Below are 20,032 nucleotides of genomic sequence, written 5' to 3' on the forward strand. Positions count from 1 at the left end.
ATGAGACGATCGCAGGTGTCGACCGTGTCATTGCTTGCGGCGCTGGCGCTTGGCGCCTGCACCAATGCCAAGGACGTCCTGGAGCCTTCGGCCATCACCCCGCCGGCGACCTCGGCCCAGTCTTCGGCCGTCCCGCAGGGCACGTCGACAACGGCCACGTCTCCGACCACGACCGCGCCCGCTCCTTCGACCACGGCGACATCCGTGACACCCGCAACGCCCACCCAGACCGCAGCCCTCGCCAAGACGCGGCTGCAGGTGGCGCCGATCGTAGGCGCATCCGTGGAGGCCGCGGCGCCCTTGACGGCGGAACTGCAGACCCGTGCGAGGCAGCGCGGCCTGACGCTTGTCGGCAGCACGGACCAGACGGCGACGCATGTGTTGAAAGGCTATTTTTCGACGATGTCCGAGGGCAAGGACACGACCGTCATCTATGTCTGGGACATTTACGACCCCTCGGGCAATCGCCTGCACCGCATCAATGGCCAGCAGAAGGCGCCTGCGGCCGGCAGCGGCGAAGGCTGGCCCACGGTGGCGCCCGCGACCATGCAGGCCATTGCCGACCAGACGATCGACCAGTTCGCAGCCTGGCTTGGCAGCGGCGGCGCCGGTTGACTATTGCCGGCCGAACTGTTGCCGGCTTGCGATGTTTTTCCATGTTTGTTGCGGTCGCCGGAAGGATTCCCCACAACGAGGCTTGCAATACCGGCGCGGGCCGCTAAAAGCCCGCATAAAAGGCTCTTGAGAGTCTCTCCGGCCTCTCCATCCTTCACCAGGAACGGTGCATGAAGCTTTTCGCGGGCAATTCCAACCGGGTGCTGGCCGAAGCGGTCGCTCGCTATCTCAACATCCCGCTAGGGAAGGCCAGCGTCAGGCGCTTCGCCGACCAGGAAATCTTCGTCGAAATCCAGGAGAATGTGCGCGGCGAGGATGTCTTCATCCTGCAGTCGACCTCTTATCCGACCAACGACCATCTGATGGAACTGCTCATCATGATGGACGCCTTCATGCGCTCCTCGGCCAGGCGCATCACGGCCGTCATCCCCTATTTCGGTTACGCAAGGCAGGACCGCCGCGCTTCCGGCCGCACGCCGATCTCGGCCAAGCTGGTCGCCAATATGATCGCCCGTGCCGGCGCCGACCGCGTGTTGACGCTCGATCTGCATGCCGGCCAGATCCAGGGTTTCTTCGACATCCCGACCGACAATCTGTTCTCGGTGCCGGTGATGGCCCGCGACGTGAAGGCCAAGTACAAGCAGCTCGGCAATGTCGTCGTCGTATCGCCCGACATTGGCGGCGTGGTGCGGGCGCGTGCGCTGGCCAAGCGCTTCGACGCGCAGCTCGCCATCGTCGACAAGCGCCGCGAGCGTCCCGGCGAGTCGGAAGTCATGAACATCATCGGCGCCGTCGCCGGCAAGGACTGCCTGCTGATCGACGACATCGTCGATTCCGGCGGCACGCTTTGCAACGCGGCCGACGCGCTGCTCGCCAATGGCGCGACCTCCGTCACCGCCTACATTACCCATGGCGTGCTCTCCGGTGGCGCCGTTGCCCGCATCGCCGGATCGAAGCTGCAGGAACTGGTGATCACCGACTCCATCCAGCCGACGCAGGGCGTGCTCGACGCCCCGAACATCCGCGTCATTTCGATCGCCGACCTGATGGGCGAAGCGATCTCGCGCACGGCCACGGAAGAATCGGTGTCGAGCCTGTTCGACTGATTTTTCGCCCTGTCGGGGCGCCCATAGAATCCGAACGACCCGTAGAATCTGAACGACAAGACGTCCTGACATCGTCGCGAAAGGTATGCAGCTGATGCTGAATCGAATCAAAATGGCTGGCGTCGCGGCGACGCTCCTGACAATCGGCGTCGTCGGCACGGCCTATGCACCGACGATTGCTTCGATTTCGACCGCGCGGGCTCAAACGCAATATCTGCCCACCGAAAAGGACTTCATTGGCAAATGGACGATCACTGGGTCCGCTATCCGGCCGCCGCGTGATCTGAAGGAGCCCGCATCGCCCGACATGGAGGCGGCCGCGACGGAATTTCAGCAAACGGTGACGGCGTTCTACGGCGCGTTCGACTATCTGGAGATCACGGCGGACGGCCGTTACAATTTTCACCAACCGGGAGACCCTGCATCGGGATCTTGCGTTTGGTGCGGGACATGGTCCTTCAAAAACGATTCATTGTGGCTTGCGCTGGATACGGCGCCCAGGCTCGACATTTACGCCAAGGGCGGCGACCTCCAGATGACCTACACGGCGGAGCCCGAAAAGACCTCGCGCTATAAGTGGCTGGTTTTCGGCTGGACCAGGGCTGATTGATGATACCTTCGAGTTCGACGGCACGCTGTGAGGCGATCTCGCGCACGTCAACCGAAGAATCGATTGAGCTTGTTCGATTGATCCGAGCGAGCAGTTTCCGCGCCCGGCAAGAATTCGCTGAACGCAGACGCCGAAAGCGGGCGCGCCCCGCAACCGAGGAATCGGTGTCGAGCCTGTTCGATTAATCAGGACTGGTGGCCGCGGGCGCATAGCGCAGCAGCGTCACCCCTTGCGCAAGGCGCTCCGTGCCGAGCGGCTTCAATGACAGCGACAGACCGGACCGGAAATACGGCTTGCCGCCGCCCAGCACGACCGGATGCACGTAAAGCCGGTACTCGTCGATCAGGCCGGCACACGCAAGATGCCCGGCAAGCTCGGCGCCGGAGACGGAAATCTCGCCGTCCGTGTCCGCCTTGAGCGCCCTCACCACTGCCTCCGCGTCGCCTTTGACCAGACGGGCATTCGGCCCAACCTCCTGAAGCGTGGTTGAAAACACGACCTTCGGCGTTTCTCGCCAGGCGTAGGCAAAATCCCGCTCGACGTCTTCAGCGGCGATCTCGCGCTCGGGGCTGTCCCAGAAACGCATGGTTTCATACATCCTGCGCCCGCAAAGCGCGATCGATGTCCGTCGCATCTCGTCGTTGAAATGCCGATGCAGTTCTTCCTCGGGCACCGGCAGGTCGATGTCCCCGCTCGGCCCGGCGATATAGCCATCCAGCGATGTCAGCATGGCATAAACGATCGTCGCCATGGGAGGCCTCCGATTTCGCTTTCTCGCAAAAGGAACATAACTGATTGCAAATTGCAATCGGAATTGGAACCTTAGGCTGGAGCCGGCGCATCCGGTCAGCGCCGCCGGCGCTGCGTCACGCGGCGATCGGACCGCCTGTGCGGCGCGGGTTTTCACCGGCATCGCGCGCGCCGCGCATATAGCCGCGCGGCGAGGCGCCAAGCATACGCTTGAACATCGTGATGAAGGCCGGCACGCTGTCATAGCCGAGATCGAGCGCCACCCTGGTGATCGGCTCGCCGTCGGCGAGCCTCGGCAGCGCCGCGAACAGGCAGGCCTGCTGGCGCCAGGTCGACAGCGACAGGCCGGTCTGACGATGGAAGGCGCGGGTGAACGACCGGCGGCTCATGCCCGCTTCATCTGCCCATTCGTCGATCGTCGCATGCGGTGAAGGGGCCGCCACGAAGCGCCGGCAAAGCGCCGCGAGCTTCGGATCGGACGGGAAAGGCAGGCCGAGCGGCCGTTCCGGCAGGTTCGGGATCTCGTGCAGCAAAAGCCCCATGACAAGCGCGGCGCGCCCCTCGAGCTCGCCGCCCTGCGGCAGCTTCTCCGATTCGACGATCAGGCTGTGCATCAATTCCGTGATGCCGACGACGCGCAACCCTTCCGGTAGGCCGGGAATGGCATCCGGCATCACATAGACCGAGCGCATCGAGACATCACCCAGCATCTCGACGGAATGCTCGATCCCGGCAGGTATCCACATCGCGTGGTCTGGCGGCACCATCCAGCGCCCGTGTCTGGTCTTCACCAGGACCACGCCGACCAGCGCATGCAGCAACTGGCTGCGGCTGTGGCGGTGCTGCGGCACGTGATAGCCGTCCGGATATTCGGTCGGCAGCGCCACCGCTGGCCCGACGGCCTCTTCCAGCCATTGCCAGCGTGTCTGGTGCAGACGCCCGAGCTCAGCGGCATCGCCTTTGAAGATTTCCCTGCCATGCGGCATCGGAGATGGCCCACTTGCGAAACTATTGGACCAAACCACGAAAGAAGTCGCTTGGCAACAGGCCTATAAGGCGGCCTGCGGTTCGCCGCGAGAAGACCACGGAGCATTTGCCTTGACTGATACGACCGCCACATCCGTCGCCGCGCCGGCGACGGCAAGCAGCACCTCGGCGCAGGCGACGGCCTTTGCCGTCATCCTTTCGGTGAGCTTCTGCCACGGCATCAACGACATCATGCAGTCGCTGCTGCCGGCGATCTATCCGCTCCTCAAGGACAATTACGGTCTCGATTTCTGGCAGATCGGCCTTCTGACCTTCACCTTCCAGGTCACGGCCTCGCTGCTGCAGCCGGTTATCGGCATGGTCACCGACAAGCGGCCCATGCCTTATTCCTTGCCTTGGGGCATGGCTTCGTCGCTGGTCGGCCTGATCGTACTGGCTTATGCCGGCCATTATGTGCTGCTTCTGGTCGGCGCCTCGCTGATCGGCATCGGCTCGGCGATCTTCCATCCGGAATCCTCGCGCATCGCCCGCTTCGCCTCGGGCGGCCGCTTCGGCCTCGCGCAGTCGTTGTTCCAGGTCGGCGGCAATTTCGGCCAGTCGATGGGGCCGCTGCTCGCCGCCTTCATCGTCGTGCCCTTCGGGCAGACCAGCATCTCCTGGTTCGCCGTCGGCTCGCTGATCGGCATCTTCGTGCTTTGGCAGGTCGGCGGCTGGTACAGCCGTATGCGCGCCTCACAGGCCGCTCGCAAGCAGGGTGCCCACGTGTCGCCCTTTCCGCGCAAGAAGGTGATGGGCGCGCTCGCCGTCCTGACGCTGCTGGTCCTGACCAAGAACGCTTATATCGCCTCGCTTGCCAGCTACTACACCTTCTACTCCATGCATAAGTTCGGCGTTTCGGTGCAAACGAGCCAGGTGATGCTGTTCCTGTTCCTCGGCGCGTCGGCGCTCGGCATCCTGCTTGGCGGCCCGTTCGGCGACCGTTACGGACAGAAGGCGATGATCTGGTTCTCGATCGTCGGCGTGCTGCCCTTCACGCTGGCGCTGCCCTACGCCAATCTGGAATGGACGATGGTGCTCACCGTGATGATCGGCCTCATCCTGTCCTCGGCCTTCTCCAACATCGTGGTGTTCGCGCAGGAGCTGGTGCCAGGCCGGGTCGGCACGATCGCCGGCATCTTCTTCGGCTTCGCCTTCGGCATGGGCGGCATCGCCGCCGCGGTGCTCGGCGTCGTCGCCGACATGAAGGGCATCGATTTCGTATTTCAGGTCTGCTCGTACCTGCCCTTCCTCGGTCTGCTGACCGTGTTCCTGCCAAACATGAAGGAAGCACGGAAGGCTTGATTGCCCGGGCACTCCGAACGGCCTCTGAAGATCGAAGCACCCGCCGCTTGGCGGGTGCTTCGTGTTTGGCGACCTGCTTCAAGCCTTGAAGAAGGCCAGCAGATCCGCGTTGATGACGTCCGCATGCGTCGTTGCCATGCCGTGCGGAAAGCCCTTGTAGACCTTGAGCTCGCCCTTCTTGAGCAGCTTGATCGAGATGAGCGCGGAATCGGCGATCGGCACGATCTGGTCGTCGTCGCCATGCATGACCAACACCGGCACGTCGATTGTCTTCAGGTCCTCGGTGAAGTCTGTTTCCGAGAAGGCCTTGATGCAGTCGTAATGCGCCTTGGCGCCGCCCATCATGCCCTGGCGCCACCAATTGTCGACGACGCCTTCGGAAACCTGGGCGCCGGGACGGTTGAAGCCGTAGAACGGGCCGGCCGGCACGTCGTGGAAGAACTGGGCGCGGTTGGCCGCCAGCGCCGCGCGGAAACCGTCGAACACCTCGATGGGCAGGCCGCCCGGATTGGCCGCCGTCTTGAGCATGATCGGCGGCACCGCGCCGATCAGCACGGCCTTGGCGACGCGGCCGCCCGAGCCATACTTGGCGACGTAGCGCGCCACCTCGCCGCCGCCGGTCGAATGACCGACATGGATGGCGTCCTTGAGGCCGAGATGTGCGGTGAGTTCGGCCACGTCGGCGGCGTAGGTGTCCATCTCGTTGCCGATGTCGGTCTGGGTCGAACGGCCATGGCCGCGCCGGTCATGGGCGATGACGCGGTAACCCTGTGCCAGGAAGAACAGCATCTGGGCGTCCCAGTCGTCGCTGCTCAGCGGCCAGCCATGGTGGAAGACGACCGGCTGGCCGGTTCCCCAATCCTTGTAGAATATCTGCGTTCCATCCTTGGTGGTGATCGTGCCGCTGCCCGAACCTGGCTTGGTCTGCGAGGTCATCTCAATCTCCTTTGTTGATATCGCAATAAACAATATCGCGATAATCATCTGATAACGGACACCGCAACCCTTGTCCATGGAAATATGTATCGCGATATCATTTTTCGTGGTATGCAATAGATGCTCAGTCGGCAAAAGGAATGCGCCGTGCCTCTCCCGTTGGACAATCAGCTCTGCTTCACGCTCTACGCCACCAGCATGGCGATCAACCGCACCTACAAGCCGATGCTGGACGAGATGGGGATCACCTACCCGCAATATCTCGTGCTCAACGCACTGGGAGAAACGGACGGCATGTCGGTGGGCAGCATCGCGCATCGGCTGGCCCTGGAATCGAGCACCATCACGCCGCTGGTGAAGCGAATGGAGCAGGCTGGCCTTGTCACCCGCCAGCGCAGCCATACGGACGAGCGCCAGGTGCAGGTCGACCTGACCCCTGGCGGACGAGCCTTGCTCGTCCAATGCAATTGCCTGAACGAGACGCTGATCGAGCGCTCAGGCATGAAACTGGCGGAGCTCGATGCCTTGAACCGGCAAATCCAGGCGCTGCGCGATGCGCTGAACGGCGGCCTGGCGGTTGACGCCGCCTAGAGGTGCTGAAAACGAGGTCAAGCGCGGCGGAAGGGTTTGCGTCCCGGCACCTTTGACGGGCTCAGCGGATGCAGGTCACGCCTCGATCTTGACCGGCGGCAGCGGCGGCGCCTCCAGCCCCTGGAACGGATCGCGCCAGGCGTCGATCGCCTCCAGCCGGCCATACCAGCGCCGGATCGCCGGGTAGTCGGCGAGCGGCAATCCGGCGACGTCGTTGAAAGGCAGGAATGTCGCCATGCGGAAGTCGGCATAGGAGACAGAATTGCCGACCAGCCAATCCCGTGCGGAAAGCTCAGGCTCGAGCACCGCCGCGGCTCTATGGAACTGCCTCAGTCCCTCCTCGACCAGCGCCTGATCGATAGGACCAAGCCCATAGCGCTGCTTGGTGCCGCGCTCGAAATGCACCATGTCGCAAGCGAAGGCGAACCGTTCCTTGCCCCAGCTGATCCAGCGGATCATGTCCGGCTCGTCGTCCCCGCCGCGCCAGAAATCCGAGCCGACCTCGCGCGAAAGCCGGCAGGCGATGGCGTCGGCCTCCCACAGGCTCCATCCCTGCCCGGCCAGAATCGGCAAGGTCAGATTGGGGTTGAGCGCGCGATAGCGTTCGGCCTGCCCCGGCGCCATGGGCGATGCGAACTCGAACGCGATCTCCGCCTTGAGATAGCGCGCCGTCGCGACCGCGAGGCGAGGATTGGGATTGCGGCTGAACAGGAGTTTCATAGTGGTCCCCACGGGTCTGGTTGCATGCCGCAGGACGGCTGAGAACCGCCTGTTCCTACATTTGTCGCAAATGGGATTTCCGGTTTATGCATTCGGTGCTGGAAACCACCCTGCAAGCCTTCCAGCCCAACCGCTTGCGCCCTTGCCCGCCTTCCGCTATAGAGCCGCCACCCGCGTAGACACCCTTGGAGGCAACGCGGAGGAAGGCCGGCCAGGCCTCGCATGATCCCCAGACGCATTTGGATCGCCAAACGCATCGGACAGATCGTGCAGGGCCGCGACGGCTTTCGACGTTTACGGTTGGCCTCGTGCTTGCCGCAAGCGCTCCATAACACGCGAAAGGAAATGCCATGAGCCACGATGCTTACGAGCTCAAGGCCGAAGCGCGCGAACAGGTCGGTAAGGGGTCCGCCCGTGCAGTTCGCCGCAACGGTAAAGTGCCTGCAGTTATCTACGGCGACAAGCAGCCTCCCCTGGCGATTGCGCTCAACTACAAGGATCTCTTCTACAAGATCCATGGCGGCGGGTTCCTGACCACGATCGCCACGATCGATGTCGACGGCAAGAAGATCCAGGTCCTGCCGAAGGATTTCCAACTCGACCCGGTCAAGGATTTTCCTGTCCATGTCGACTTCCTGCGCATCGGCAAGGACACCGAAGTCAATGTCGACGTGCCTGTCCACTTCATCAATGAGGACAAGTCGCCCGGCATCAAGCGCGGCGGCGTGCTCAACATCGTCCGTCACGAAGTCGAGTTCCACTGCCCGGCCAACGCGATCCCGGAATTCATCACCGTCGATCTCACCGGCACCGACATCGGCGATTCGATCCACATCTCGGCGGTCAAGCTGCCGGCCGGCGTCAAGCCGGTCATCTCCGATCGCGACTTCACCATCGCGACCGTTGCCGGCTCGTCGGCGATGAAGCCGGAGACGGAAGCGACCCCCGAGCCGGCGGCGACCGAGACGGCGGCCCCGGCGGCCGAAGAGAAGTAATTCTCCGAGCCGGATGATTTCATCCGGCTCCAAATCAGAGAATAGAGCATGATGTTTTCCGAAAACCGCTTCACACTTTTCGGCATCATGCTCTAGGTCCGGAGACGGCGATGCTTGTCTTTGCAGGCCTCGGCAATCCGGGCGCGAAATACGAAAATAACCGGCACAATGTCGGCTTCATGGCGGCGGACGCGATTGCCCGCCGCCATTCCTTTTCGCCGTGGTCGAGAAAATTCCAGGGCCTGATCTGCGAAGGCACGCTCGGCGGCGAGAAGGTGCTGCTGATCAAGCCGCAGACCTTCATGAATCTCTCCGGACAGTCGGTCGGCGAAGCGCTGCGCTTCTATAAGCTCGAACCTTCCGCCCTCACCGTCTTCTATGACGAGATCGACCTTGCCGCCGGCAAGCTTCGGGTCAAGGTCGGCGGCGGCTCCGGCGGCCATAACGGCATCCGTTCGCTCGACCAGCATGTCGGCAACGCCTTTCGTCGGGTGCGCATTGGCGTCGGCCATCCCGGCGTCAAGGAGATGGTGCACGGCCATGTGCTCGGCGATTTCGCCAAGGCCGACCGCGAATGGCTCGATGTCCTGCTGGCGGCAATCGCCGACGACGCCGGTCTGCTGGCCAAGGGCGACGACAGCTCGTTCATGAACCGCGTCACGCTCGCCTTGCGCGACAAGCTCGTGCCGACCGGCGATGACGACCGCCCGCCGCCCAAGCCGCCGAAGCAGCAAAGCCATGTCCGCCAGGCGCGCCCGCAACAGCCGGCGGCAAAACTTCCCGAAAGCGGCCCGATGGCCGCCATGCTGAAGAAGCTGTTTGGAAAAGACTAAAGGGCGGCGCGTCCGCGCGGGATCGCTCAGCGGCATCGCACCCGGGCCACAAGTGAGATCGGCATGGCGGACAGTGTTTCGGATATCGCGGCACGCGCCAGAAAACTCGGCCTGGCCGGGGACTTCGCCGCGGGTCACGCGCTGATCGACCAGGCCTGTCGTCTGGCCGGCGACGATCCGCAAGCCCGCGCGCTCTGCGCCCTCGAACGCGGTCGCCTCTACAATTCCGCCGGCGAGCGCGAGACGGCGCGGCCGCTGTTCGGCGAAGCCTGGCGACTGGCGCGGGCAGCCGGAGCTCATGCATTGGCCGCGGATGCCGCGCATATGCTGGCAATCGTCGGTACGCTTGACGACGCCGTCGAATGGACCGCGACGGCCCTTGCCCATATCGGCGAGCATCCGGAGGCCGGTATCTGGCGTGGCCCCCTGCTCAACAATCTCGGCTGGTCCTATTTCGACGCCGGCCGGCTCGCGGATGCATTGGCGCTGTTCGAGCAGGCGGTCGAGCTGCGCCGCTCGGCCGGCGAGAAACGCGAGCTGCGCATCGCGCGCTATGCCGTGATCAGGACGTTGCGTGCGCTGGAGCGCCTGGAAGAAGCCCACCGGCTTGCCGAAGAAACCGCAGCTGCGGCGGCCGCCGACGGCGCGCAGGCGCCTTATGTGCTGGAGGAGCTGGCCGAATGCCGCGCCCTTCTCGGCGACTTGGACGGCGCTCGCGACAGCGCCCGAGAGGCGCTGGCTGTGCTGGAGAAGGACCAGGCCTTCGTCCGCAGCGAACCGGAGCGTCTCGCCCGGCTGCGCCAGCTTGCGCGGTGATCCGGCGATAACCAGATTAGCGGCCGTGAGGCGGCCGATCGGGGCTTGACGTTCGTCACCCCTATCGCCCATAGCCCTCACCAAAATCGAATTCCGACAGGACTGGACGAACATGGGTTTCAAATGTGGCATCGTTGGCTTGCCCAACGTCGGCAAGTCGACGCTGTTCAATGCGCTGACCAGGACGGCCGCCGCGCAGGCCGCCAACTATCCTTTCTGCACCATCGAGCCGAACACCGGCGAGGTGGCGGTGCCGGATCCGCGCCTGCAGAAGATCGCGGCGATCGGCAAGTCGAAGGAGATCATCCCGACCCGCATCTCCTTCGTCGACATCGCCGGCCTGGTACGCGGCGCCTCCAAGGGCGAAGGGCTGGGCAACCAGTTCCTCGCCAACATCCGCGAGGTCGACGCCATCGTGCATGTGCTGCGCTGTTTCGAGGATGACGACATCACCCATGTCGAAGGCCGCATCGACCCTGTCGCCGACGCCGAGACGGTCGAGACCGAGCTGATGCTCGCCGACCTCGAAAGTCTCGAGCGCCGCATCGCCCAGATCCGCAAGCGGGCCGCAGGCAAGGACAAGGAAGCCATGGCCGTCCTGCCGATGATGGAGGCCGCGCTTGAACTGCTGCAGGCCGGCAAGCCGACGCGCTTCCTGTTGAACGGCATCGCGGCGGAGGATCTGCGCATCCTGCAGGGGCTGAACCTGCTCACCTCGCATCCCGTTCTCTATGTCTGCAACGTCGCCGAGGCGGACGCCGCCACCGGCAACGAGCACACCAGGGCGGTGGAGAAGATGGCCGCCGCGCAGGGCGCCGGCACGGTGGTGATCTCGGCGGCGATCGAGGCGGAAGTTGCCCAGCTTTCCGACGAGGAGGAAATGGAGTTCCTTGCGTCGATCGGCCTCGATGAGCCGGGCCTCAACAAGGTGATCCGCGCCGGCTACGAACTCCTGCATCTGATCACCTATTTCACCGTCGGGCCGAAGGAGACGCGCGCCTGGACGATCCACAAAGGCGATAAGGCGCCGCAAGCGGCCGGCGTCATCCACACCGACTTCGAACGTGGCTTCATCCGCGCCCAGACGATCTCCTACAACGACTTCGTAACGCTGGGCGGCGAGGTGGCCGCCAAGGAAGCCGGCAAGGCGCGCGACGAAGGCAAGGAATATGTCGTCCAGGACGGCGACATCATGCTGTTCAAGTTCAACACCTGATTCCCTTTCGGTGCCGCTACCGCCCGCTGTCTTGACCTTGTGATATCACGGGGCTAGTCGGCTATTGCAGGCGGTGTTTCGTCGGCAATCCCGGTGCAATCGAACGAAACCCTTTCCGGCAAGGGAGACCCGGCGATGATAAAAACCTTCGTCGTGGACAATGATCGCCTGCGCCTCACCGAGGACCTTGCGGCCGATGGCGACAGGGTCGTCTGGGCCGATCTCTTCAACCCGACCAAGGAGGAAGAGGCGCGCGTCGAGGGCTGGCTGGGCATTGCCATCCCGACCCGCGAGGAGATGGAGGAGATCGAGATTTCGAGCCGCCTCTATATCGAGGACGGCGGCTACTTCATGACCGCCGTGCTGCCGGCGCAGACCGAGGCCGACGATCCCTTGATGTCGCCGGTGACCTTCGCGCTTGCCGGCAAGAGGCTGATCACCATCCGCTACCACGAACCCAAAGCCTTCAAGACCTTCCCGCTGCGCGCCGAAAAGGTGGCGACCGGCTGTACCAGCGGCGACACCATCCTGATCGGTCTTTTGGAAGCGATCGTCGATCGCCTGGCCGACATCCTCGAGCGCGCCGGCCGTGAGGTCGAAGTGATCTCGCGCGACATCTTCGAAGCCCGCTCGACCAAAGCCTCGAAGCGCAACCGCGATTTCCAGGAGCTCCTGAAAGGCATCGGCCGCAAGGAGGACATCGCTTCCTCGGTCCGCGACAGCCTGATCTCGCTGCAGCGCCTTGCCGGCTTTCTTGCCCATGTCGCCGCCCAGACCAAGATGAGCAAGGATGTGCGCGCCCGCATCAAGACGCTGTCGCGCGATGTGCTCTCGCTTGCCGACCATGCCACCTTCCTGTCGCAGAAGATCTCCTTCCTGCTCGATGCCACGCTTGGCATGATCTCGATCGAGCAGAACGCCATCATCAAGATCTTCTCGGTCGCCGCCGTCATCTTTCTGCCGCCGACGCTGGTCGCGTCGATCTACGGCATGAATTTCGACATCATCCCCGAGCTCAAATGGGAGTTGGGCTATCCCTTCGCCATCGGCCTGATGGTGGTCTCGGCGATCCTGCCCTTCTGGTATTTCCGCCGCCGCGGCTGGCTCTGACGGTGTTTGCCGGCGACGGCTGGCTTACCAGAAATCACTTGACCAAATCGCCATTGGCCTTCATCCGGGGTGCCCGACCTACGGATCGCACGTCGTCAACCGGATTGTCAGCATGACCGGAAAGACCTGGGCCTATGAGGATTTTGTCGAGGGCGCCTCGCTGGACATCGGCAGCAAGGACGTAAAAGCTGCCGAAATCATCGAATTCGCCAGCGAATTCGATGCCCAGCCGATGCATCTCGACGAGGAAGCCGGCAAGGCGAGCATCCTTGGCGGGCTTTCGGCTTCGGGCTGGCACACCTGCGCGATGTTCATGCGCATGTTGTGCGACGCCTTCCTGCTCGATTCGACCTCGCAGGGCTCCCCCGGCATCGAGCATGTGAAATGGAAGAAGCCGGTTCTGGCCGGCGACCGGCTGACCGGCACGGTCACCATACTGTCCAAGCGCCAATCCAAATCGAGGCCGCAGCTCGGCTTGATCACCATGCGCAGCGAGCTCGTCAACCAGCGCGGCGAAAGCGTCTTCGAGCTGGAGAACACCGGTATGTTCCTGACCCGCGGGGCCGGGGCATGACCCTCGACGAATTCTTCCTGATCGGCCAGACCGTCACGCTCGGCTCGCATAAATTCGAGGCCGACGAGATCAAGGCGTTCGCCAGGAAATACGATCCGCAGGTCTTCCACGTCGACGAGGAGGCGGCGAAGAACAGCGTGCTTGGCGGGCTCTGCGCCTCCGGCTGGCACACCGCCGCCACCTGGATGAAATACAACCTCGAAAAGCGCATGGAGACCGAGGGCGTGCGCTGGACCGGCCCCGGCCCGCAACCCGAATTCGGCCCCTCGCCCGGCTTCCGCAATTTGAAATGGCTGAAGCCGGTCTATGCCGGCGAGACGGTGACCTTCACGCGCACCGCCTTGGCCCACCGCCCGCTTGCCGGGCGTCCGGGCTGGAACCTGCTCACACTGCGCTGCGAGGCCTCCGATTCGACCGGCGACAAGGTCATCGAGTTCGACAGCGCCGTGCTGGTGAAGGTGGAGTAGTGAATGGTGAATGGTGAGTAGTGTGTAGTGTGTAGTGTGTAGTGTGTAGTGTGTAGTGTGCGCGGATAAATTCGACGCTTATCATCGAATAGCCATTCACTATTCACTATTCACTATTCACTACTCACTAATGCCCCTCGAACCCGATCAGCGTCCTGACCGGCACGTCGAGCGCTTCCAGCTTCTTGCGGCCGCCGAGGTCCGGCAGGTCGATGACGAAGCAGCCCGCGACGATGTCGGCGCCGATTTGCCTGAGCAGCTTCACCGCCGCTTCCGCCGTGCCGCCGGTGGCAATCAGGTCGTCGACCACGATCACCTTCTCGCCCGGCGAGACGCCGTCCTTGTGCATCTCCATCTCGTCCAGCCCGTATTCGAGGCTGTAGGCCACGCGCACCGTCTCATAAGGCAGCTTGCCCTTCTTGCGGATCGGCACGAAGCCCGCCGAAAGCTGGTGCGCCACGGCGCCGCCCAGGATGAAGCCGCGCGCCTCGATGCCGGCGATCTTGTCGATCTTCAGCCCGGCATAGGGATGCACCAGCTCGTCGATGGCGCGGCGAAAGGCGCGCGCATTGCCGAGCAGCGTGGTGATGTCGCGAAACAGGATGCCGGGCCTGGGGTAATCCGGAATGGTGCGGATGGCCGCAAGCAGCGTGTCTTCGAGGGAGGATTTCATCGAGGCTTTCCGCGTGTCCGGCTGTCGGATTTGACGGCGTCGGCCATTGCTGCCCGACGCGACCGACAAGGGCTACCGCGATGTTACGCCAGAGACAAGCACATCCGGCAAAGGATCAGCCCCTGAACGGCCTCGGCCATAATGAAAAGGGCGCCTGCGAAGGCGCCCTTCGAAAGGCAGACGAGATCGCCGCGACTACATGCCGAGATCCGAGCGCAACTCGGAGCGCGCCACTTCGTATTCGGCCTTGAAATCGGGGCGGTTGAGCAGGACCGCGGCGATGACGCTGCCGGAAATCTTTCCCATCTCGATGTCGGACGGATAGTGGATGCCGCCGACCACGCGGTTATGGGCGAATTCGGCCGCACGCGCCATGATCTCGGCGCGCTTTTCCGGAACCATATCGGCGAGGATGATGCCCATCATGGTGCCGACCGTCGCATGACCCGACGGCCAGGAACCGGAGTTCGACAGCTTCACGACCGGCTTGACCAGGTCGCTGAGCTGATGTGGGCGCGGACGCTTCCAGACATCCTTGGCCGGATCGACGACGGCGCCTTCGGTCGCCACGACGCGATCGAAGAAGGCGCTGAACTTCGGCAGCGTTTCCTTGTTGAACTTCGGCCCCATGACATCCGCGAAGCGCCAGACATTCTCTTCGGCATCGGCGATGGCGCGCTTTTCCATTTCCGGCGTGCGCGTCACCTGCAACGTCAGCACCTCGCCGAGCTCGGCTTTGGTTTCCGCCGAATCATTGGCTGGCGGCGGCGGCAGGATCATCGTCAGGTCGATGTCCTTGTTGGTGACGAAAGGCTGGGCTTCGTCAGCATGGGCGGCGTATCCAGTGACGAGCAGCAGGAAGCCGGCCGCGAGCGAGACGTATCTTCTCATGGGTGTGATCCTTTGATGAGGGCAAGGCAGGATCACCGCCCGCGATGACGGCCATGTGACATGGTCCGGTTTACGCATGCCGAAATGCAAGAAGGGCGCCTTGCGGCGCCCTTCTTGGATTGCGTGCGGTCGATAGCGCCTCAGTGCGCCACGTCGGCCCACACGCGGCGCTTGGTCATGTAGATCAATGCGCCGAACAGCAGCAGGAACGCCAGCACGCGGAAGCCGGTCTTCTTGCGGTCTTCCATATGCGGCTCTGCCGCCCATGCCAGGAAGCTCGCCACATCGCGAGAATACTGATCGACTGTCTGCGGCGCGCCGTCGTCATAAGTCACCTGACCGTCGGAGAGCGGCTTCGGCATCTTCAGCGACACGCCCGACATGAAATACGGATTGTAGTGCGTGCCTTCCGGGATGACCATGCCGGCGGGCGGCGTCTGATCGTAGCCGGTCAGCAGCGAGTGGATGTAGTCCGGGCCACCCGCATCATACTGGGTGAAGATGTCGAAGACGAACTGCGGAAAACCGCGCTCGACGCCGCGCGCCTTGGCGAGCAGCGACATGTCCGGCGGAGCGGCCCCGCCATTGGCAGCTGCCGCGGCCTCTACATTCGGGAACGGCGCCGGGAAATGGTCCGACGGCTTGCCGGGACGATCGAACATGTCGCCGGCATCGTTGGGGCCGTCATGGATCGTGTAGCTCGCGGCCAGCGACTTGATCTGGGCCTCGGAATAGCCAAGGTCCGACAGCGTGCGGAACGCCACCAGATTCATCGAATGGCAGGCCGAGCAGACTTCCTTGTAAACCTTGAGGCCGCGCTGCAGCTGCGCCTTGTCATAGGTTCCGAACGGGCCGGTGAAGCTCCAGCTCATTTCCTTCGGCTCGTTGATCGGGAAATGCGTCGGCGCGGCCGCGTTGTGTTCCTCTTCAGCGGCTATTGCCGCGGTGCCGGCAGCCACAAGGCCGATCAGCGCCAGCGAGGTGAGAATCTTCTTCATGCCAAATCCCCTTAGATTCTCTACCGCTCAGCCCTTGGTCTGTGGTGCGGCCGTGGCGCCCGCCGGATGCCCGCTGCCGCCTTTGTTCTTCTCCAGCACCGCCTCGGTGATCGAGTTCGGCAGCCTGCGCGGCGTCTCGATCAGGCCGAGCACCGGCATGATGATCAGGAAGAAGGCGAAGTAGAAGAGCGTGGCCATCTGCGCCATGAACACATAAGCGCCTTCCGCCGGCTGCGAGCCAAGCCAGCCAAGCAGGATGGCGTCGGCCACGAACAGCCAGAAGAACAGCTTGTACCACGGGCGGTACACTGCCGAGCGCACCTTGGAGGTATCGAGCCACGGCACCAGGAACAGCATGGCGATGGCGCCGAACATGCACAGCACGCCGCCGAGTTTGGAGTTGATCGGCCCGACGTTGAAGGTGATGGCGCGCAGGATCGCGTAGAACGGCAGGAAGTACCATTCCGGAACGATGTGGGCCGGCGTCTTCAGCGGGTTGGCGACGATATAGTTGTCGGCATGGCCGAGATAATTCGGCAGGTAGAAGACGAAATAAGCAAAGACGAACAGGAACACGATCATGCCAAACGCGTCCTTGATGGTCGCATAGGGCGTGAACGCCACGGTGTCGGTCTTCGACTTGACCTCGATGCCGGTCGGATTCGACTGGCCCACGACATGCAGCGCCCAGACGTGCAACACCACCACGCCGGCGATCATGAACGGCAACAGGTAGTGCAGCGCGAAGAAGCGGTTCAGCGTCGGATCGTCGACGGCGAAGCCGCCGAGCAGCAGCTGCTGGATCCAGTTGCCGACCAGCGGGATGGCGCTGAAGAAGCCGGTGATGACGGTGGCGCCCCAGAAGCTCATCTGGCCCCAGGGCAGCACATAGCCCATGAAGCCGGTCGCCATCATCAGGAGGTAGATGATGCAGCCGAGGATCCACAGGAGCTCGCGCGGCGCCTTGTAGGAGCCGTAGAAGAGGCCCCGGAAGATATGCAGGTAAACGGCGATGAAGAAGAACGAGGCGCCGTTGGCATGCAGATAGCGCAGCAGCCAGCCCGAATTCACGTCGCGCATGATCTTCTCGACCGAATCGAAGGCGAGAGTGGTGTCGGACGTGTAGTGCATGGCCAGCACGATGCCGGTCAGGATCTGCGAGACCAGCATGATCGACAGGATGCCGCCGAACGTCCACATGTAGTTGAGGTTGCGCGGCACCGGATAGGCGACGAAGCTGTCATAGATCAGCCGCGGCAGCGGCATGCGGGCGTCGAACCAGCGCTCGATACCGGTCTTGGGCGTATAGGTCGAGTGTCCCTCGCTCATCGAAATATCCCCTGCCTCAACCGATAAGGATCTTGGTATCGGAAATGAACTTGAATACCGGGATCGCCATGTTCTCCGGCGCCGGGCCTTTGCGGATGCGGCCGGCGGTGTCGTATTGCGAACCGTGGCACGGGCAGAACCAGCCGCCGAAATCGCCTTCCTGGCCGAGCGGGATGCAGCCGAGATGGGTGCAGACCTGCACCATCACCATCCAGGCTTCCTTGCCGGGCGTGGTGCGGTTGGCATCGGTCGCCGGCGCGTCGGACGGCAGGTTGGCATTGCGCGCGATCGGATCCTTGAGATCGGCGAGATTGACGGCCTCGCCGTCTTTCATTTCCTTTTCGGTGCGGTTGCGCACCACCACCGGCTTGCCGCGCCACTTGACGATCAGCGAGCTGCCCGGCTGCAGCGAGGAGACATCGACCTCGACCGAGGCCAGCGCCAGCGTCGAGGCGTCGGGACGCATCTGGTCGATGAACGGCCACGCGACGGCTCCAGCGCCGACAACGGCGGCCATGCCGGTGGCTACATAGAGAAAATCGCGACGGTTGGGATCGTGGATGTCGGTTGCGCTCACGGGTGCCTGATCCTTTCGCCTCTTCCTAACCGGAGGCCGAGCCTTGTCCCCGCTCAATCGCACCTGCCCGACAGCGCATGGCGAACAGGCTAGCGAATTCCTCCGGCATTTGGATTTTCGGTTTATGCGTGCGGCCCGTTTTTGTCCAGTCGGGTGAAGGCACAAGGGCAGATTGTCGCGGGGATGCGCGGCGGCCGTGGCCGGCGCATCCCCGCTCGGCCGCCGGACAGGATGAAACAGCGGGAAATCCCGGGTGAAATCGAGCCAATGTTCGCCTCGACATCGGCTTCTGGCCCGGTCTATTGTCCAGCCATGGCGCATGTCATTGAACGCGACAGCTGGGCCGAGGCACCCGACCGCTGGAAAGGCGAACTGCAATGCGGCCGGTTCGGCGCCAATTCCTGCCTGATCTTCAACTATCAGCCGACGGTCGGCGGCGGCCCGCGCCTGCACAAGCATCCCTATGCAGAGATCTTCGTCATCCGCTCCGGCACCGGCCTGTTCACGATCGGCGACCAGCAAATCAGGGCCACGGCCGGCCAGATACTGATCGTGCCCCCCGACACGCCGCACAAATTCACCAATCTCGGCCCCGGCCCGCTCGAAAGCACCGACATCCACGAGAACGGCCACTTCATCACCGAGTGGCTGGAATGATTCTTCCAATCCACCTGTCCGAAGCGTGAGCGCAGCCTAGTTCCGTCCATCTGGCACCGATGGAGATCGAAGCATGCAAACACACGCCGTCGAGGTCGAGGGGATGGCTATCGCAATCCGGGAAGCCGGACCGTTCGACGCGCCCGGCCTTCTGCTGCTGCATGGCTGGCCGCAGAGTTCATATGCATTCGAGGCAATCATCGACCGGCTGGCCGAGAACCAGCGCGTGGTCGCGCCGGATCTGCCCGGCATCGGCAGCTCGCACGGTGCGCCCGAGACTGGTGAAAAGACACATCTGGCAAGATTGATGAAGGGTCTGATTGGCGCCTGCGGCTTGCGGCAGGTCATCGTCGCCGGTCATGATGTCGGCGGCCAGATCGCATTCGCCCTGTTGCGCGACGAGCCCGAGGCATTGTCAGGCGCGGCGATCATGGACGTCGTCATCCCCGGCGTAGCGCCGTGGGAAGAAGTCATCCGCAATCCGCATATCTGGCATTTCGCTTTCCATGCGATCCCGGCTTTGCCCGAGATGCTGGTGAGCGGCCACGAGCGCGCCTATTTCGATTTCTTTTTCGATATTCTTTCGAAGGAAAAATCGGCGATCCCTGCGGAAGCCAGGGACATTTATGCCAAGGCCTATTCGCGGCCGGAAAGTCTCAAGGCTGGCTTCGACTGGTACCGCGCTTTCGCCGCGGACGCCAAGATCAATTCCGCCCCGCCCAGGGCGCCAATCGCCACGCCGGTGCTTTATCTCAGGGGCTCGGCCGAAACCGGCGACATCGCCGATTATCTCGAGGGCTTACGGTCCGCCGGTCTATCGCGGGTGGAAGGCGACATCATCGCCGACAGTGGACACTTCGCGGCTGAAGAGAACCCCGAGGCGCTCGCTGCCCGGCTGGCGCGCTTCCGCGAGGAAATCGGCGGCTAGCTGGCGCCGAGCCTGACCAGCACCGCCCTTGGAATGTCGTACTCACGGATCACGGCGTCATGCTTGCGCAGGCCGCAAAGCTCGCGCTGGATGAAGTAGGCGTGAACGGCCGCGGCCGCTTCCTTGAGCAACCGGTTGCGATGCTCGCCCTCGCCGCCCTCGCGCAACTTGGCAAGGGTTTCCTCCACGCGCTGGCCGGCGCGGCCGAGCGCGGCGGCTTTTTCGGCGAGGATTTCGTGGCCGAGCAGGTCGAGCGCGCTTTCCTGCGCGCCTGACCGTCCGAAATTCGTGGGCATGCGTACCGACATGGCG

General features: G+C 63.4%; 24 protein-coding genes. 14 read left to right on the forward strand and 10 right to left on the reverse strand.

The window, feature by feature from the left end:
- From WDX12_RS01615 to WDX12_RS01625, 3 genes are all read left to right on the forward strand, one after another.
- Positions 1–615 carry a hypothetical protein gene (locus tag WDX12_RS01615; RefSeq protein WP_434723707.1) on the forward strand — a complete coding sequence of 205 codons (615 nt, stop codon included), beginning with the start codon at positions 1–3 and terminating at the stop codon, positions 613–615.
- A gap of 170 nt (positions 616–785) precedes the next feature.
- Positions 786–1,721, forward strand: a complete 936-nt coding sequence (locus WDX12_RS01620; RefSeq protein WP_434723708.1) for a ribose-phosphate pyrophosphokinase — start codon at positions 786–788, stop codon at positions 1,719–1,721.
- 94 nt (positions 1,722–1,815) lie between these two features.
- Positions 1,816–2,331 (forward strand): hypothetical protein, encoded by a 516-nt coding sequence (locus WDX12_RS01625; RefSeq protein WP_320293768.1) that lies wholly within the window; start codon positions 1,816–1,818, stop codon positions 2,329–2,331.
- Between the two features lie 181 nt (positions 2,332–2,512).
- On the opposite strand, the gene WDX12_RS01630 is transcribed toward WDX12_RS01625, so the two are convergent.
- Complete coding sequence (locus WDX12_RS01630) at positions 2,513–3,082, reverse strand: dihydrofolate reductase family protein (protein WP_434723709.1); 570 nt, start codon at positions 3,080–3,082, stop codon at positions 2,513–2,515.
- 115 nt (positions 3,083–3,197) lie between these two features.
- Positions 3,198–4,067 carry an AraC family transcriptional regulator gene (locus WDX12_RS01635; RefSeq protein ID WP_320293386.1) on the reverse strand — a complete coding sequence of 290 codons (870 nt, stop codon included), beginning with the start codon at positions 4,065–4,067 and terminating at the stop codon, positions 3,198–3,200.
- Positions 4,068–4,179: 112 nt separating this feature from the next.
- Here WDX12_RS01635 and WDX12_RS01640 point away from each other — a divergent pair, with 112 nt between their 5' ends.
- Positions 4,180–5,409 (forward strand): MFS transporter, encoded by a 1,230-nt coding sequence (locus WDX12_RS01640; RefSeq protein WP_434723710.1) that lies wholly within the window; start codon positions 4,180–4,182, stop codon positions 5,407–5,409.
- A gap of 78 nt (positions 5,410–5,487) precedes the next feature.
- Here the strand turns inward: WDX12_RS01640 and WDX12_RS01645 are convergent, their stop codons facing one another.
- The gene (locus WDX12_RS01645; protein ID WP_434723711.1) at positions 5,488–6,345 is read right to left on the reverse strand and encodes an alpha/beta fold hydrolase; all 858 of its coding nucleotides are present in this window, start codon (positions 6,343–6,345) and stop codon (positions 5,488–5,490) included.
- A gap of 147 nt (positions 6,346–6,492) precedes the next feature.
- Between WDX12_RS01645 and WDX12_RS01650 the strand changes: the two genes are divergently transcribed.
- Positions 6,493–6,936 carry a MarR family winged helix-turn-helix transcriptional regulator gene (locus tag WDX12_RS01650; RefSeq protein WP_320293383.1) on the forward strand — a complete coding sequence of 148 codons (444 nt, stop codon included), beginning with the start codon at positions 6,493–6,495 and terminating at the stop codon, positions 6,934–6,936.
- Positions 6,937–7,011: 75 nt separating this feature from the next.
- Here WDX12_RS01650 and WDX12_RS01655 read toward each other — a convergent pair whose 3' ends face one another.
- Positions 7,012–7,656 (reverse strand): glutathione S-transferase family protein, encoded by a 645-nt coding sequence (locus tag WDX12_RS01655; protein ID WP_434723712.1) that lies wholly within the window; start codon positions 7,654–7,656, stop codon positions 7,012–7,014.
- Between the two features lie 350 nt (positions 7,657–8,006).
- Here WDX12_RS01655 and WDX12_RS01660 point away from each other — a divergent pair, with 350 nt between their 5' ends.
- The 7 genes from WDX12_RS01660 to WDX12_RS01690 all read left to right on the forward strand — a co-directional run bounded on the left by WDX12_RS01660 (position 8,007) and on the right by WDX12_RS01690 (position 13,667).
- Entirely contained in the window at positions 8,007–8,651 is a 645-nt protein-coding gene (locus WDX12_RS01660; protein WP_434723713.1) for a 50S ribosomal protein L25/general stress protein Ctc, read from the forward strand.
- 110 nt (positions 8,652–8,761) lie between these two features.
- The gene (gene pth / locus WDX12_RS01665; RefSeq protein WP_320293380.1) at positions 8,762–9,484 is read left to right on the forward strand and encodes an aminoacyl-tRNA hydrolase; all 723 of its coding nucleotides are present in this window, start codon (positions 8,762–8,764) and stop codon (positions 9,482–9,484) included.
- Positions 9,485–9,547: 63 nt separating this feature from the next.
- Positions 9,548–10,300, forward strand: coding sequence for a tetratricopeptide repeat protein (locus tag WDX12_RS01670; protein ID WP_434723714.1), 753 nt, complete (start codon positions 9,548–9,550; stop codon positions 10,298–10,300).
- Positions 10,301–10,412: 112 nt separating this feature from the next.
- Positions 10,413–11,516, forward strand: a complete 1,104-nt coding sequence (gene ychF / locus WDX12_RS01675; protein ID WP_434723715.1) for a redox-regulated ATPase YchF — start codon at positions 10,413–10,415, stop codon at positions 11,514–11,516.
- 135 nt (positions 11,517–11,651) lie between these two features.
- Entirely contained in the window at positions 11,652–12,626 is a 975-nt protein-coding gene (gene corA, locus WDX12_RS01680) for a magnesium/cobalt transporter CorA (protein WP_320293377.1), read from the forward strand.
- A gap of 112 nt (positions 12,627–12,738) precedes the next feature.
- Positions 12,739–13,200 (forward strand): MaoC family dehydratase, encoded by a 462-nt coding sequence (locus WDX12_RS01685; protein ID WP_320293376.1) that lies wholly within the window; start codon positions 12,739–12,741, stop codon positions 13,198–13,200.
- Positions 13,197–13,667 carry a MaoC family dehydratase gene (locus WDX12_RS01690; protein ID WP_320293375.1) on the forward strand — a complete coding sequence of 157 codons (471 nt, stop codon included), beginning with the start codon at positions 13,197–13,199 and terminating at the stop codon, positions 13,665–13,667. Before WDX12_RS01685 ends, WDX12_RS01690 begins: the two co-directional genes overlap by 4 nt.
- A 127-nt stretch (positions 13,668–13,794) precedes the next feature.
- On the opposite strand, the gene WDX12_RS01695 is transcribed toward WDX12_RS01690, so the two are convergent.
- From WDX12_RS01695 to petA, 5 genes are all read right to left on the reverse strand, one after another.
- Entirely contained in the window at positions 13,795–14,340 is a 546-nt protein-coding gene (locus WDX12_RS01695) for an adenine phosphoribosyltransferase (RefSeq protein WP_434723716.1), read from the reverse strand.
- 195 nt (positions 14,341–14,535) lie between these two features.
- Positions 14,536–15,231 (reverse strand): acid phosphatase, encoded by a 696-nt coding sequence (locus WDX12_RS01700; RefSeq protein WP_320293373.1) that lies wholly within the window; start codon positions 15,229–15,231, stop codon positions 14,536–14,538.
- Positions 15,232–15,371: 140 nt separating this feature from the next.
- A complete protein-coding gene (locus tag WDX12_RS01705; RefSeq protein ID WP_434723717.1) occupies positions 15,372–16,229 on the reverse strand; it encodes a cytochrome c1 in 858 nt (285 codons plus the stop codon).
- A 27-nt stretch (positions 16,230–16,256) separates the two neighbouring features.
- Positions 16,257–17,558, reverse strand: a complete 1,302-nt coding sequence (locus tag WDX12_RS01710; protein WP_320293371.1) for a cytochrome b — start codon at positions 17,556–17,558, stop codon at positions 16,257–16,259.
- A gap of 16 nt (positions 17,559–17,574) precedes the next feature.
- Positions 17,575–18,135: a ubiquinol-cytochrome c reductase iron-sulfur subunit gene (gene petA / locus WDX12_RS01715; protein WP_042647595.1), complete on the reverse strand. Its 561-nt coding sequence runs from the start codon at positions 18,133–18,135 to the stop codon at positions 17,575–17,577.
- 312 nt (positions 18,136–18,447) lie between these two features.
- On the opposite strand from petA, the gene WDX12_RS01720 reads away from it, so the two are divergent.
- Positions 18,448–18,792 carry a cupin domain-containing protein gene (locus WDX12_RS01720; protein ID WP_434725757.1) on the forward strand — a complete coding sequence of 115 codons (345 nt, stop codon included), beginning with the start codon at positions 18,448–18,450 and terminating at the stop codon, positions 18,790–18,792.
- A 73-nt stretch (positions 18,793–18,865) separates the two neighbouring features.
- On the forward strand, positions 18,866–19,720 hold the full coding sequence (locus WDX12_RS01725; RefSeq protein WP_434723718.1) for an alpha/beta fold hydrolase: 855 nt from the start codon (positions 18,866–18,868) through the stop codon (positions 19,718–19,720).
- Here the strand turns inward: WDX12_RS01725 and WDX12_RS01730 are convergent.
- Positions 19,717–20,028 carry a DUF6665 family protein gene (locus tag WDX12_RS01730; RefSeq protein WP_320293370.1) on the reverse strand — a complete coding sequence of 104 codons (312 nt, stop codon included), beginning with the start codon at positions 20,026–20,028 and terminating at the stop codon, positions 19,717–19,719. The two genes, WDX12_RS01725 and WDX12_RS01730, sit on opposite strands and share 4 nt — an antisense overlap.
- Between the last annotated feature and the right edge of the window lie 4 nt (positions 20,029–20,032).

This window comes from Mesorhizobium sp. RIZ17 (assembly GCF_051127865.1).
In the GTDB taxonomy this organism is placed as follows: domain Bacteria; phylum Pseudomonadota; class Alphaproteobacteria; order Rhizobiales; family Rhizobiaceae; genus Mesorhizobium; species Mesorhizobium humile.

Coding starts and splice junctions, on each gene's coding strand:
- WDX12_RS01655 (WP_434723712.1), bottom strand. CDS start 7,656: ATGAAACTCCTGTTCAGCCGCAATCCCAATCCTCGCCTCGCGGTCGCG.
- pth (WP_320293380.1), top strand. CDS start 8,762: ATGCTTGTCTTTGCAGGCCTCGGCAATCCGGGCGCGAAATACGAAAAT.
- WDX12_RS01730 (WP_320293370.1), bottom strand. CDS start 20,028: ATGTCGGTACGCATGCCCACGAATTTCGGACGGTCAGGCGCGCAGGAA.
- WDX12_RS01700 (WP_320293373.1), bottom strand. CDS start 15,231: ATGAGAAGATACGTCTCGCTCGCGGCCGGCTTCCTGCTGCTCGTCACT.
- WDX12_RS01630 (WP_434723709.1), bottom strand. CDS start 3,082: ATGGCGACGATCGTTTATGCCATGCTGACATCGCTGGATGGCTATATC.
- WDX12_RS01615 (WP_434723707.1), top strand. CDS start 1: ATGAGACGATCGCAGGTGTCGACCGTGTCATTGCTTGCGGCGCTGGCG.
- WDX12_RS01620 (WP_434723708.1), top strand. CDS start 786: ATGAAGCTTTTCGCGGGCAATTCCAACCGGGTGCTGGCCGAAGCGGTC.
- WDX12_RS01645 (WP_434723711.1), bottom strand. CDS start 6,345: ATGACCTCGCAGACCAAGCCAGGTTCGGGCAGCGGCACGATCACCACC.
- WDX12_RS01625 (WP_320293768.1), top strand. CDS start 1,816: ATGCTGAATCGAATCAAAATGGCTGGCGTCGCGGCGACGCTCCTGACA.
- ychF (WP_434723715.1), top strand. CDS start 10,413: ATGGGTTTCAAATGTGGCATCGTTGGCTTGCCCAACGTCGGCAAGTCG.
- WDX12_RS01635 (WP_320293386.1), bottom strand. CDS start 4,067: ATGCCGCATGGCAGGGAAATCTTCAAAGGCGATGCCGCTGAGCTCGGG.
- WDX12_RS01660 (WP_434723713.1), top strand. CDS start 8,007: ATGAGCCACGATGCTTACGAGCTCAAGGCCGAAGCGCGCGAACAGGTC.
- WDX12_RS01725 (WP_434723718.1), top strand. CDS start 18,866: ATGCAAACACACGCCGTCGAGGTCGAGGGGATGGCTATCGCAATCCGG.
- WDX12_RS01695 (WP_434723716.1), bottom strand. CDS start 14,340: ATGAAATCCTCCCTCGAAGACACGCTGCTTGCGGCCATCCGCACCATT.
- WDX12_RS01670 (WP_434723714.1), top strand. CDS start 9,548: ATGGCGGACAGTGTTTCGGATATCGCGGCACGCGCCAGAAAACTCGGC.
- WDX12_RS01720 (WP_434725757.1), top strand. CDS start 18,448: ATGGCGCATGTCATTGAACGCGACAGCTGGGCCGAGGCACCCGACCGC.
- WDX12_RS01710 (WP_320293371.1), bottom strand. CDS start 17,558: ATGAGCGAGGGACACTCGACCTATACGCCCAAGACCGGTATCGAGCGC.
- corA (WP_320293377.1), top strand. CDS start 11,652: ATGATAAAAACCTTCGTCGTGGACAATGATCGCCTGCGCCTCACCGAG.
- WDX12_RS01690 (WP_320293375.1), top strand. CDS start 13,197: ATGACCCTCGACGAATTCTTCCTGATCGGCCAGACCGTCACGCTCGGC.
- WDX12_RS01705 (WP_434723717.1), bottom strand. CDS start 16,229: ATGAAGAAGATTCTCACCTCGCTGGCGCTGATCGGCCTTGTGGCTGCC.
- WDX12_RS01685 (WP_320293376.1), top strand. CDS start 12,739: ATGACCGGAAAGACCTGGGCCTATGAGGATTTTGTCGAGGGCGCCTCG.